Genomic DNA, 12,387 nt, shown 5'->3' with positions numbered 1-12,387 from the left:
CATGATCCTTTCGGAAAACCGCTGCACACTTTTCCGGATCATGCTCACTTGAACGCGGCATCGCCGCGTTCGACGATCTTCCGCACAGCGTCGACAGAGGCGCGGGCGACCGGCTCGAGGATCTCAGGCCCGGTCGCGCCGAGATCGTCAGACGGTGTGTGGAAGGTGTGATGAAGGCCGGCCAAGCCGAGGAAATTGGCGTAGCCCGCCGCATGCACGTCGCGCAGCTCGCCGACAGCCTGCTTCTCGGTCACCAGACGTTTTGCCGCCACTCCCGCAAAGGCCTCGTCGGTCAGCGGCACCGCAGACTTGCTCAGCACGAGGGCGCGTCCCTCGTCGACCCGATTGGTGCACGCGCCCTCCGCATAGGCGTAGCAGGCATTCGACGAGCCGAAATGGATCCAGGCCAGCGTCTCCTTTGGCGCAGGCGCGCCATCCTTCAAGAACAGCTCCATGCCGCCATGGCCGATTTCGTGCCCGGCGGTGGCGATGAAGACGAAATGCGCCGGCCACTTTTCCGCAGCCGCGGTGCGCGCCAGCGCGAGGAAATTGGCGATGCCGGGACCGCGCTCGCAGACGCAGGAGTACCAGCCCGTCATCGGCGTGGAGACGACAATGGTCGGCCCGCGACCGATGCCGGTTTCGGCGATGACGTTGCGACTGGCGACGTCGTGCTCGTAATGACCTGAAACGTCGAGCGTCACCGGCGCCCCCGATGTCAGCGCGCGTTCGAACGTCGCCCGCGCCTTTGCACCGACGACGATGACAGGCACCGGCCAGGGCGCATCCTCCTGCCTGACATTGTAGGCGAAGCGATCGTCGGCGGGATTGCCAATCATCAGCAGGATGGCGGCGGGTTTCTTTGCGGCGGCCTCGCTGATCGCGGCACGATGAGCAGGTCCGAGATAAGCGCCGCGATCGAACGGCAGATCGACCCAGAGAATTTTCCCGGCAACATCGCCATCGCGGGCGAGTGGCGCAGAGAGATGGAAGCTGGCCTTGTCCTCCGGCGGCCACCAGAACGGCGTCGCCTCGACCGACGTGCCGGCCGCTTCCGCGCTGGCCCGCTCGACGACATATTGCCGGCCCAGCACCACCGGCTGGAACTTGATGGCGTAGCCGGCCTCAGAGAGCTCGCCCGCGATCCAGTCGGCCGTGGCGCGATCGCCTGATGAGCCGAAGCGGTGCAAGCCGAAGGAGGCGTAGCGCGCCACATCGGCGTAAAGGCTCGCCCCCGACAACACATCCCTGGCTGCCGCCTGTCCAACCATCAGAGCCGCCATCGTTGCAATGAGCACGAGCCGCATGTGAATCGCTCCCGATCCCTTTTGCAAGCCAGTTTTGGCTTTCCGCAGCCGCCGTCAACTGCACCACTGGACGACATGAGCCAAGATTTCATATGCTCGTCCTTTCACTTGGGCTGCATGTGATGCTGTTACGTGTTGCGACAATTCTGACCGCGCTTTCGGTTCTCACGACAGGACAAGCCATGACTGGCACAGCGATGGCTTTCGATCTCGAGGCGCACCGCGGCGGACGGGCGCTGATGCCGGAAAATACCCTGCCGGCCTTTGCCAATGCGCTGACGATGGGCGTCGACACGCTGGAGCTCGACGTGGGCGTGACCGCCGACGGCGAAGTCGTCGTGTCGCATGAGCGCGGGCTCAATCCCGATCTCGCGCGGGATGCGAACGGCGCCTATGTCGCGGCACCAGGCACGCCCTTCGTCAAGCTCCGGTTCGCCGATGTCAGGACCTATGACGTCGGCCAGATCCGGCCGGACAGCGCCTACGCCAAGCAGTTTCCCGAGCAGCGCGCCGTGCCGGGGACACGCATTCCCACGCTGAAGGAGCTGTTCGCGCTGGTGCGCAAATCCGGCAACGAGCGCGTGCGCTTCAATATCGAGACCAAGATCGATCCGGATCGTCCCGATGAATCGCTGGGGCCGCAAGCCTTCGTCACGAAGCTGCTCGGGGTGATCGAGGACGAAAAACTCTCCGACCGCGTCATGATCCAGTCGTTCGACTGGCGGACGCTGCTCCTCGTCCAGCAGCAGGCCCCGAAAATTCCAACCGTGTACCTGACGTTGCAGCGCGGCTCGGCACCGACGAACGCCCTCGACAAGGCCACCAGCTGGACGGCGGGTTTCAACCCGGCCGATCACGGTGGCTCGCTGCCGCGCACCATCAAGGCCGCGGGCGGTGCGGTGTGGTCGCCCTATTTCGGCGATGTGACGGCGGCACTTGTTACGGAGGCCCATACGCTCGCGTTGCGCGTCGTGGTCTGGACCGTCAACAAGCCCGACGACATGGCGCGGATGATCGAGTTCGGCGTCGACGGCATCATCTCCGACAGGCCGGACCTGTTGCGGCAGGTCGCCGGCGAGAAGGGAATCGCGCTGCCGGCGGGGACGCCGGTCCAGCCGTAACAAGCGAGCTACTGCTCGCCGTACCGCAGGCGCCGGTACAGTGCGCCGAGGATGTTGGAATAGTCGTCGGTCCAGACCCGTACCTTCTCGTCGGCGTCGGTCTCCTCCCACCGCTTGGACGATGCCAGCTTGCCGACGTCTTCCGCCTCACGCGCGGAGATGACGACGTCGGTCGAGAAGATGTAGTCGGCGTCGCGGCCCGAATCCTCGTCATAGACCCAACTCTTCAAATCGTTGGCATCGGCGATTCCCACCACCACGGGCTCGAGATCGAGATGCCGGTTGGAGACGTGCATCACCACGGCGCCGTGCGGGGCAAGCTTGTCCTTGTAGATCTTCATCGCCTCCTGGGTGGCCAGATGTATCGGGATCGCATCCGACGAATAGGCGTCGACGATGATGAGGTCGTAGACGCCGTCAGGCTCCCTGGCGAAGGTGAGACGCGCGTCGCCGATCACCGGCTTCAGGTCCGGCATACAGCTCGAGATGTAGCGGAAATTCTTGGGGTCGCGCGCGGCATCGACCATGGACTGGTCGATCTCGAAGAATTTCCAGTCCTCGCCCGGCTCGGCGGCGCAGGCGAGCGTGCCCGAGCCGACGCCGATCGCCGCGACCTTCAGCGGCGCGCCCTTGCGTTCGCGGATCGCGGTGATGGCCTGACCGATGCCGCCATCCTTGTGATAATAGGTGATCGGCTCGGGACGGCCGGTGACCGGCGTGCCGTCGTTGTTGCGGAAGCGCTCGGCACCGTGAATCGTGGTGCCGTGCATCAGCACGTGGAAATAGCCACCCGGCGTCACCACGATCTTGTGGACGCCGAAGAAGCTGCGCACGGTGGTGACGCGGCCCTCGTCAGCCGGATAGACCCGCGTCAACACCAGTGCGAGCGCGACGGTGGCAAAGATCTTCCAGCGGCCGGCATTGAGTGCCAGCGCCAGCAGCGCTGCGAGCACGCCGACGGCGCCGGCGACCCAGACGCGGTGATCCTCGAACCAGGTCGAGAGATCGCCCGTCATGTAGGACGGCGCAACGAGCGCCGCGGCGAGCGCGGCAAGCGCCAGCCAGTACCACCTCACGATGCCCGCAAGACGCTCGTTTGCCGACGGCCGGCACAGCGCGGCGAGCGCGACCAGGATCGGGTATTCGGCGATCCAGGAGAAGGTGAAGGGCGCGACCAGGCCGGCAAACAGGCCACCGACCATGCCGCCGAACGACAGCGCGACATAGAAGCCGGTGAGATATCTGGCTGCGGGGCGCGTCCGTGCCAATTCGCCGTGGCAGGCCATGGCGATGACGAAGAAGCACAATTGATGACCGCCGAGCGTGAGCAGCAGATTCTGCTCACCGCCGAACGCCAGTAGGAAGATGACGCCAGCGATCGCCACCGGCTGCAGCATCAGCATCCATTTGTGCGGCAGCAGCGGCCGCGACTGGAACACCAGAACCCAGGTCAGCAGATAGAGCGACAGCGGCAGCACCCACAGCAGCGGTGCGGCCGCGACGTCGGTCGAGATGTGTGCGGTGACCGCGATGAGCAGGCCCGACGGCACCGCGGCGAGGAAGATCCAGCGCAGCCGCGTCAAGATGCCTGGAGCCGGCGCGCTTGCGTCTTCGGTCCGCGCATCGCCCACCGCAGTCTTCGACGAGCGGAGCAACAGCATGCCGCAGCCTGCAATCAGCAGAATCAGAAGACCATAGCCGCCGGTCCAGAGCCGGTTCTGCGCGTGCAGCGTGAACATCGGTTCCAGCAGGAACGGATAGGACAGCAGCGCAAGGAAGCTGCCGATGTTGGAGGAGGCATAGAGGAAGTACGGATCCTGACCGTCAGGGTGACCGGTGCGGACGAACCAGGCCTGCAGCAGTGGATTGTTGGCGGCGAGCGCGAAGAACGGCAGCCCGATCGACATCACGAACAGGCTGAGCAGCCAGAATGCGTAGCCGGACGCGGGCGGCTCGCCATAGGCGCTGGCGATGCCGAGCGGCAGCGTGATGAAGGCCGCGGTCAGCAGCACCAGATGCACCACGACCGGCACCACGCGGTTCTTGATCTGCATGAGCAGATGCGCATAGGCGTAGCCCGCCAGCAGCAACGACTGGAAGAAAACCATCGCCACCGACCACACTGCCGGCGAACCGCCGAGCCGCGGCAGCACCATTTTCGTGAACAGCGGCTGCACCGAGAACAGCAACAGCGCGCTGACGAAGATCGCGGCCGTGTAGATCGTCAGCAGCAGTCGGTTGCGTAAAGAAGACGGCTGCTCCGTGGCGGCGGGTTGCACGATCGAATCCATGGGAGCTCCGGCTTTCCTCCGGCAGGCGCCGGGCGCGCGCGCAATGGAGCACAAGGTGCCTGAACGAGCAATAAATGGTCTCGTGATGTTGCATGGACGATTGCTTGATATACAGATGTCGTTCCGGGGCGATGCAAAGCATCGAACCCGGAAGCCCGAGATTCCGGGTTCTCGCTTCGCGAGCCCTGGAATGACGATAGCCTGAGCCTTGAATCCTCAATGACCGAAACCGACGTCGTCATCATCGGCGCTGGCCATAACGGCCTCACTTGCGCGACCTATCTTGCGATGGCGGGATTGCGCGTGCAAATCGTCGAGCGCCGCAAGGTGGTTGGCGGGGCCGCGGTCACGGAGGAATTTCATCCGGGCTTCCGCAATTCGGTCGCAGCCTACACCGTGAGCCTGCTCAATCCGCAGGTGATCCGTGACCTCAAGCTCGCCGAGCAGGGCCTGCGCGTCGTCGAGCGGCGCGCGCAGAATTTCCTGCCCGCGCCCGACGGCAGCTATCTCCTCACCGGCGAGGGACGAACGAAGGCGTCCGTTGCGCGGCTCAGCGCGCATGATGCCGCTGCACTCGACGGGTTTTCGCGCGAGCTCGAGGACATCGCGGACGTGCTGCGGCAATTCGTGCTGCGCGCGCCGCCGAACCTGATCGACGGTTTTGGTGTCGGTGCGCTCCGCGAGGCGATGAATGCGATCCAGAGCGCCAACATCCTGCGCGGCCTGACGCTGGAGCAAAGCCGCAGCCTGCTCGATCTCTTCACCCGCTCGGCCGGCGAGATGCTGGACGAACGGTTCGAGCACGATCTGGTCAAGGCGCTGTTCGGCTTCGATGCCATCGTCGGCAATTATGCGAGCCCTTATGCCGCCGGGTCGGCCTATGTGATGCTGCACCACGCCTTCGGCGAGGTGAACGGCAAGAAGGGCGTCTGGGGCCACGCCATCGGCGGCATGGGTGCGATCACGCAGGCGATGGCGCGCGCCGCAAGCGACCGCGGCGTCACGATCGACCTTGATGCCGGCGTGCGCGAGGTCATCGTCGAGCGCGACCGCGCCGTCGGCGTGGTGCTGGAGAACGGCAAAACCATCCGCGCAAAATATGTCGCCGCCAACGTCAACCCAAAGCTGCTCTATACGCAGCTGATCACCGCCGACGCGCTGCCGGCCGATTTCCTCGCCCGTATCCGCCACTGGAAGAATGGCTCCGGCACCTTCCGCATGAACGTCGCGCTGGACCGCCTGCCCTCCTTTACGGCCCTGCCCGGGCATGGCGACCATCTCACCTCCGGCATCATCCTGGCGCCGAGCCTTGGCTACATGGACCGCGCGTATCTCGATGCGCGCGCGCAGGGCTGGAGCCGCCAGCCGATCGTCGAGATGCTGATCCCCTCGACGCTCGACGATACGCTCGCACCTGCCGGCAAGCACGTGGCGAGCCTGTTCTGCCAGCACGTCGCGCCCGAATTGCCCGACGGCAAGTCCTGGGATGACCATCGCGACGAGGTCGCCGATCTCATGATCGCGACGGTCGACAGGTACGCGCCGGGCTTTGGCACAAGCGTGCTCGGACGCCAGATCCTCTCACCGCTCGATCTCGAGCGGCAGTTTGGCCTGCTCGGCGGCGATATCTTCCACGGCGCGCTGACGCTGAACCAGTTGTTCTCGGCGCGACCGATGCTGGGCCATGCCGATTATCGTGGGCCTCTGAAGGGCCTCTACCATTGCGGCTCTGGCGCGCATCCCGGCGGTGGCGTCACCGGCGCGCCCGGCCACAACGCGGCGCAGGTGATCTTGCGGGATCATCGCTCGCTGTTCGCAAGCCGTGGATAGCTCTGTGGATGGGCTGTGGATAGGGCTGCTGGCAGAGCTGTGGTGAAGTGGTGGAAGCCTGGTTCGACTGTTTGGGGACAAGCACGAACCAGACGGTAGTGTCTCAGTTTGAAATTCATCGGAACATTCGGTCGGCGATTTCAACCAGAACGCGGACTGCGCCGGGAAGCAGAAAGAAGCCAACGATCCAGCCGATTATGGCGATGGGCCATGATAGGGTCGCGGGCAGCCGAGTTGCGGTCCAAAAGACCAGCGCCGATGCTATCGCCGAGCAGGCACCGATGACGACTGACTCGCGATCTTTGAAAGCGGCTTCCGGCAGTCCCACCAGCAAACCGATTGCAAATAGGCCGAACGACCAGCCACCTCCGAAGAGAATTGCTCTTAGCAATCCTTTCATGTTGCCCCTCCCTTGCGAAGCTTAGCGCTAAGCATTAGCAAGCACGAACCAGACTGTGGAGAAGCGGCTGGATAGCCCGGGTATAGGCCGGTGGATGGCCCCGGGATCATGGGTAGACGACGACCGGTCATAGGCAGCGATGGCCATCTCGGTCGTCCCCAAAACGACTTCGCCCGCAAAGGAGCTATTCCCAGCGGGCGTCGTCGAAAATATCGTCTATGAAGAAGGTCGCCCCCGCCAGGAAATGGGAGGCAGAAATTACTTCAAGGAGCTGCTAACTGAACCGAACTTGTCGTTCATCGTGGAGCCCAGATTGTTCACCACGGTGATGATCGCCAGCGCGATACCCGCCGCGATCAGGCCGTATTCGATCGCGGTTGCGCCCGATTCATCGGACCAGAATTTCGAAACCATGTGCTTCAAGACTCGCCTCCATCTCCATTCCAGGGTGTCCTGGTTGGTTCCAACAGCCCGGGAATGTACGGAGCACAAGCTACGGCCAAGTTAACCCGTAAATCGTAAGTTATCCGAAAAATTGGGAACAAAAGTTCCAGAAATTGAGCTCAACGGAACCCCATAATGCAGCCATCTCCTACCCACCGCGCCAGCTTTTCAATCGGCAACGAGGCGGCTGCCAGGCGTGTCGTCGATGTGCTCACGGAGGTGTTTTTCGAGGGCGACACCGCGGTTGCCGCCTTCGAACGGCCGGACAGAGAATGGGACGTCACGCTGCATTTTGCCGAGGCGCCGGACCAGGAATTGCTGCGCGAACTCGTTGCAACTTCAGCAGGAAATGACATCGCCGCCACACTGGCCTTCGACACGGTCGAGGCCAAGGACTGGGTCAAGGCGAGCCTGGAAGACCTCGTCCCGGTGCCGGCCGGACGCTTCGTCGTCCACGGCAGTCACGACCGCGATCGGGTGGCGCCAAACAAGCTCGCCATCGAGATCGAGGCGGCGCTCGCCTTCGGCACCGGACACCACGGCACCACGCGCGGCTGTTTACTTCTGCTTGACCATGTCCTGAAACATGCGCGGCCAAAGCGCGTGCTCGACCTCGGCACCGGCACCGGCGTGCTGGGCATCGCCGCCGCCAAGGCGCTGCATCGCGCCGTGCTGGCCTCCGACATCGATCCGCCTTCGGTGCGGGTCGCGGCCGAGAACGCGGCCCTGAATGAAGCCAGGCCATACGTGCGGGTGATCCGCGCCACCGGGTTTGCCGCACCGGATTTCGCCAAAAGCGGACCATTCGACCTGGTGCTGGCCAACATCCTTGCCAATCCGCTGCGGCAATTGGCGGGTCCGATAGTCCGCCATCTTGCGCCCGGCGCCCGGGTCATTCTCTCCGGCCTGTTAACCCACCAGGCTCCCGCCGTGATTGCCGCTTACCGGGCGCGCGGCCTGGTGCCGCTGCGGCATCTGCGGATCGAGGGATGGAGCAGTCTGTTGTTGCGGAAGGTGGATTGAGCGGGATCTCGTAGGGTGGGCAAACCGAGAGCGTGCCCACCATTTTCATCCGTGAATGCGAGATAGATCGTGGGCACGGCGCTTCGCGCCTTTGCCCACCCTACGGCATCATCGACGCCGCCCTTACTCCGCCGGCTTGTCGTCCCGGCGCGTCGCACGCTCGCCCTGCAAGGCCCGCTTGGCGCGGCGCTCGGCGACGCGATCGATCATCTGGCTGATGAGGCCGCGCGGCTTCTTCGGGCTCGTTGCCGCGGGCGCGCGGCGCACCGGCGGCGAAATCTTCTCAAAGGTGAACGCTGGCATCGTGTGTCCCCTCGCCGTTGAGATGAACCACTTGCTCGAACTTCCCTGTTATCCGGACGAAGCGCAACTGCCGCATCCATTACTCCACTCAATTCGAATGGGATATTTTCAAGCACAGTCCATGCCAGATGAGAGGGCAATTGCGTCTACATTGCGGACTGCCCCCCATGATCCTAAACTGAGCCATGTTCGAAGCACACTTCCAGACATTCGAGGAGCCCGAGGCCGGCGTCGCATTGACGGCGCGCCTCGCTGCACTCCGTGAAGAACTCGCCCGCCGCAAGCTGACCGGCTTCGTCGTTCCGCGCGCCGATCAGCAGCAGAATGAATATGTTGCACCCTCCGAAGAGCGGCTGGCGTGGCTGACCGGTTTCACCGGCTCGGCCGGAATTGCGGTGGTGCTGGCCCAGGAAGCGGCCTTGTTCGTCGACGGCCGTTACACGATCCAGGCGGCCAAGCAGGTCGACGCCAAGGCATGGGCGGTGGAATCGCTGATCGATCCGCCGCCGGAGAGCTGGGTCTCGGCGCATCTCAAGTCCGGTGATCGCCTAGGATTTGATCCGTGGCTGCATACTTTTGCGGCAGCCGAGCGCCTCTCCGCCGCCTGCGCCAAGGCCGGCGCCGAACTGGTGGCGGTGGACAGCAATCCGATCGACACGGTCTGGCAGGACCGGCCGCAGCCGCCGGTCGCGCCTGTCGCGATCCACGGCCTGCAATATGCCGGCGTCGCCGAGGCCGAGAAGGTGGCGCAGATCAGACGCGAGATCGAGAAGCTCGGCGCCGACGCGCTGGTGCTGTCGGACAGCCATGCGGTTGCCTGGACCTTCAATATCCGCGGCGCCGACGTCGCCCATACGCCGCTGCCGCTGTCCTACGCGCTGGTGCCCAAGGTCGGCCGCCCCACTGTTTTCATCGATCATCGCAAGCTCTCGAACCTGACGCGCGATCATCTCGAGCAATCCGCTGACGTGCGCGAGCCCGATGCGCTGACGCCGACGCTGATGGCGCTCGCCAAGAGCGGTGCTGCAATCGCGCTCGACGGTGCCACCGCGGCCGACGCGCTGAGCCGCTTGATTGCGGGCGGCGGCGGCAAGCCGCTACGCGGCAGCGATCCGATCGCGCTGCTCAAGGCCGTGAAGAACCCGACCGAGATCAAGGGCACGCAGACCGCACACCGACGCGACGCCATCGCGCTGGCGCGCTTCCTCGCCTTCATCGATCGCGAGGCAGGAAGCGGCAAGCTTACCGAGATCGACGCGGTCGAAGCGTTGGAAACGTTCCGACGCGACACCGGCGCGCTGAAGGACGTGTCGTTCCCGACCATATCAGGAACGGGGCCGAACGGCGCCATCGTGCACTATCGCGTCACCCGCAAGAGCAACCGGCGGATCGTGCCGGGCGACCTCCTGCTGATCGATTCCGGCGCGCAATACGAAGACGGCACCACCGACGTCACCCGCACCATGGCGGTGGGCGAGCCGACCGACGAGATGCGCGACCGCTTCACCCGCGTGCTGCGCGGCCATATCGCAATCGCGCGCGCGGTCTTCCCTGATGGCACCACCGGCGCACAGCTCGACTCGCTGGCGCGGCAATATCTCTGGGCCGCCGGTGTCGATTTCGAGCACGGCACCGGCCACGGCGTCGGCAGCTATTTGTCGGTGCACGAAGGACCCGCTCGGATCTCGAAGCTCGGCACCACGCCGCTGAAGCGCGGCATGATCCTCTCTAACGAGCCCGGCTATTACAAGGCCGACGGCTTCGGCATCCGCATCGAGAACCTCGAGCTGGTGGTCGAAGCCAGCATCAAGGGCGCCGAGAAAGCGATGAACGCGTTCGAGACGCTGACGCTGGCGCCGATCGACCGCCGGCTCATCGACACCGCGATGCTGAGCCGCGACGAGCTCACTTGGCTCAATGCCTACCACGCCCGCGTCCGCGCTGAAGTGGCGCCGGCGCTGGACGAGGCGACGAAGGCCTGGCTCGACAAGGCCACGGCGGAGCTGGCGTAACGCCGCGCATGGCGCTACGCGAGTGGCGCAGGGCTGCTACTCCAACATGACCGTCATGCCCCGCGAAGGCGGGGCATCCAGTACGCCGAGGCCTCTCCGTAAAAAACGACTGCCTCGGGAATACTGGATTCCCCGCGTGCGCGGGGAATGACACCTGTGATCTGGCACAAACAGCGCGCGCAATCGGCTGCCATCGTGCCCTCATCACAGCCATCCCGGAATCGGTATAGCCGCATTCCGAAACGCCGATGGCCGTCTTGTGCGTGCACGCTACAGTCCGATTCGAATTCGAAAGACGGACACGCATGCACGGCATGATCAGCAGGCCGCCGGACGCGGCGAAGACAAACATCGCGACTTCGCGCGTGGTGTTATTACTGCTGGTCGTCATGACCGGGATCGCGCCGATCTCGCTCTACATCCTGGTTCCGGCGCTGCCTGTGCTGGCGACGACGTTCGGCCGCGACATCTCGATCGCGCAGATGACCGTGTCGCTCTACATGGTCGGCATCGCACTGTCGCAGCTGATCATGGGGCCGTTGTCGGACAGATTTGGCCGGCGCCCGGTGCTGCTTGGTGGCCTCGCGCTGATGGTCGCGGCGAGCCTCGCCTGCATCTTCGCCGAGACCCTGCCGCAACTGATCGCGGCACGTTTCTTCCAAGCGCTGGGCGGCGCCTCCGGGATGGTGATCAGCCGCGCCATCATCCGCGATATCTATCCGCGCGACCGTGTCGCCTCCATGATCAGCCTCGTCATCGCAGCCTTGATGATCGGACAGATGGTCTCGCCGCTCACCGGCGGCCTGATCGAGACCGCGTTCGGCTGGCGCGCGATCTTCTACGCCGTCACGATCGGCGCGCTCGCGGTGGCCGTCGGCATCGCGATCGCGTTGCCCGAGACGCGCCGCGATCGCGCGGTTGGCAGCGGCGGCTTTCGCAGCGACGTCGGCACCCTGATCAAGAGCCGCGCTTTCGTCGGCTACGTGATGTGCCAGGTGCTGGCGTCCCAGATCATCTTCACCTTCGCCGGCGGTGGCCCCTACATCGTGGTGACGCAAATGGGACGGACCAGCGCCGAATACGGCGCATGGTTCGCGACGACGGGATTTGCGTATCTGGTCGGCAATCTGCTCTGCGTGCGTTTTGCGCCGCGGCACTCGCTGGAGAAATTGATCTGGTTCGGGCTCGCCTTGCAGCTCGGCGGCAGCCTGTTGAACCTGCTGTGGAGTTTGACCGGCTGGAACGAGGCGCCTGGCTGGCTGTTCGGCACGCAGATGATCGTGATGGTCGGCAACGCCTTTGTGATGGCGAATTCCGCCGCCGGCGCCATCAGCATCCGCCCCGAGGCCGCCGGCACCGCGTCGGGCGCGATGGGCTTTCTCCAGCAGGGCATCGGCGCGTTGATGTCGCAATTCGGCGCCTATCTCGGCGGCCATTCCGCCACGACGCTGCCGCTGACCTCGGCCGTTCTCACCATTTCGCTGCTCTGCGCCTGCATGATGATCTTTGTGGTGCCACGCCGCGAGGTCGTGGTGAGCGAGGAATTGATCGAACAGGCGGAGGAGGAAGAGGGTGGAATGATGTGAGGAAGCGCGGTGCGTCCACCGCCGGTCATTGCGAGCGCAGCGAAGCAATCCAGACTGCCTCTGCGGTAAC

General features: G+C 64.5%; 10 protein-coding genes. 5 read left to right on the top strand and 5 right to left on the bottom strand.

Features of this window, described 5'->3' with window-relative positions; translation table 11 throughout:
• Positions 1–44: 44 nt before the first annotated feature.
• Entirely contained in the window at positions 45–1,307 is a 1,263-nt protein-coding gene (locus XH89_RS08630; RefSeq protein ID WP_194466662.1) for a hypothetical protein, read from the bottom strand.
• Between the two features lie 182 nt (positions 1,308–1,489).
• On the opposite strand from XH89_RS08630, the gene XH89_RS08625 reads away from it, so the two are divergent.
• Positions 1,490–2,428 (top strand): glycerophosphodiester phosphodiesterase, encoded by a 939-nt coding sequence (locus tag XH89_RS08625; RefSeq protein WP_246767764.1) that lies wholly within the window; start codon positions 1,490–1,492, stop codon positions 2,426–2,428.
• Between the two features lie 8 nt (positions 2,429–2,436).
• Here the strand turns inward: XH89_RS08625 and XH89_RS08620 are convergent, their stop codons facing one another.
• Positions 2,437–4,719 carry a fused MFS/spermidine synthase gene (locus XH89_RS08620; RefSeq protein ID WP_194466661.1) on the bottom strand — a complete coding sequence of 761 codons (2,283 nt, stop codon included), beginning with the start codon at positions 4,717–4,719 and terminating at the stop codon, positions 2,437–2,439.
• A 219-nt stretch (positions 4,720–4,938) separates the two neighbouring features.
• On the opposite strand from XH89_RS08620, the gene XH89_RS08615 reads away from it, so the two are divergent.
• Positions 4,939–6,549, top strand: coding sequence for an NAD(P)/FAD-dependent oxidoreductase (locus tag XH89_RS08615; RefSeq protein ID WP_194466660.1), 1,611 nt, complete (start codon positions 4,939–4,941; stop codon positions 6,547–6,549).
• 115 nt (positions 6,550–6,664) lie between these two features.
• Here the strand turns inward: XH89_RS08615 and XH89_RS08610 are convergent, their stop codons facing one another.
• Complete coding sequence (locus XH89_RS08610) at positions 6,665–6,949, bottom strand: hypothetical protein (protein ID WP_194466659.1); 285 nt, start codon at positions 6,947–6,949, stop codon at positions 6,665–6,667.
• A gap of 258 nt (positions 6,950–7,207) precedes the next feature.
• Complete coding sequence (locus XH89_RS08605) at positions 7,208–7,363, bottom strand: Flp family type IVb pilin (RefSeq protein WP_371825223.1); 156 nt, start codon at positions 7,361–7,363, stop codon at positions 7,208–7,210.
• A gap of 165 nt (positions 7,364–7,528) precedes the next feature.
• Here XH89_RS08605 and XH89_RS08600 point away from each other — a divergent pair, with 165 nt between their 5' ends.
• Positions 7,529–8,416: a 50S ribosomal protein L11 methyltransferase gene (locus XH89_RS08600; RefSeq protein WP_194466657.1), complete on the top strand. Its 888-nt coding sequence runs from the start codon at positions 7,529–7,531 to the stop codon at positions 8,414–8,416.
• A gap of 123 nt (positions 8,417–8,539) precedes the next feature.
• Here XH89_RS08600 and XH89_RS08595 read toward each other — a convergent pair whose 3' ends face one another.
• Positions 8,540–8,719, bottom strand: coding sequence for a hypothetical protein (locus XH89_RS08595; protein WP_194466656.1), 180 nt, complete (start codon positions 8,717–8,719; stop codon positions 8,540–8,542).
• 185 nt (positions 8,720–8,904) lie between these two features.
• On the opposite strand from XH89_RS08595, the gene XH89_RS08590 reads away from it, so the two are divergent.
• Together XH89_RS08590 and XH89_RS08585 are read left to right on the top strand one after the other, a co-directional pair.
• Complete coding sequence (locus XH89_RS08590) at positions 8,905–10,731, top strand: aminopeptidase P family protein (RefSeq protein ID WP_194466655.1); 1,827 nt, start codon at positions 8,905–8,907, stop codon at positions 10,729–10,731.
• A 305-nt stretch (positions 10,732–11,036) separates the two neighbouring features.
• Entirely contained in the window at positions 11,037–12,317 is a 1,281-nt protein-coding gene (locus XH89_RS08585; RefSeq protein ID WP_194466654.1) for a multidrug effflux MFS transporter, read from the top strand.
• Positions 12,318–12,387: the final 70 nt, after the last annotated feature.

Source organism: Bradyrhizobium sp. CCBAU 53340, assembly GCF_015291645.1.
Classification (GTDB): Bacteria; Pseudomonadota; Alphaproteobacteria; order Rhizobiales; family Xanthobacteraceae; genus Bradyrhizobium.
The sequence above is the reverse complement of the archived record's forward strand: the minus strand, read 5'-3'. Positions and strand labels throughout refer to the sequence as shown.

Excerpts from the sequence above, each read along its gene's own strand:
- XH89_RS08585 (WP_194466654.1), top strand. The coding sequence starts at position 11,037 with ATGCACGGCATGATCAGCAGGCCGCCGGACGCGGCGAAGACAAACATC.
- XH89_RS08610 (WP_194466659.1), bottom strand. The coding sequence starts at position 6,949 with ATGAAAGGATTGCTAAGAGCAATTCTCTTCGGAGGTGGCTGGTCGTTC.
- XH89_RS08625 (WP_246767764.1), top strand. The coding sequence starts at position 1,490 with ATGACTGGCACAGCGATGGCTTTCGATCTCGAGGCGCACCGCGGCGGA.
- XH89_RS08590 (WP_194466655.1), top strand. The coding sequence starts at position 8,905 with ATGTTCGAAGCACACTTCCAGACATTCGAGGAGCCCGAGGCCGGCGTC.
- XH89_RS08630 (WP_194466662.1), bottom strand. The coding sequence starts at position 1,307 with ATGCGGCTCGTGCTCATTGCAACGATGGCGGCTCTGATGGTTGGACAG.
- XH89_RS08595 (WP_194466656.1), bottom strand. The coding sequence starts at position 8,719 with ATGCCAGCGTTCACCTTTGAGAAGATTTCGCCGCCGGTGCGCCGCGCG.
- XH89_RS08600 (WP_194466657.1), top strand. The coding sequence starts at position 7,529 with ATGCAGCCATCTCCTACCCACCGCGCCAGCTTTTCAATCGGCAACGAG.
- XH89_RS08620 (WP_194466661.1), bottom strand. The coding sequence starts at position 4,719 with ATGGATTCGATCGTGCAACCCGCCGCCACGGAGCAGCCGTCTTCTTTA.
- XH89_RS08615 (WP_194466660.1), top strand. The coding sequence starts at position 4,939 with ATGACCGAAACCGACGTCGTCATCATCGGCGCTGGCCATAACGGCCTC.
- XH89_RS08605 (WP_371825223.1), bottom strand. The coding sequence starts at position 7,363 with ATGGTTTCGAAATTCTGGTCCGATGAATCGGGCGCAACCGCGATCGAA.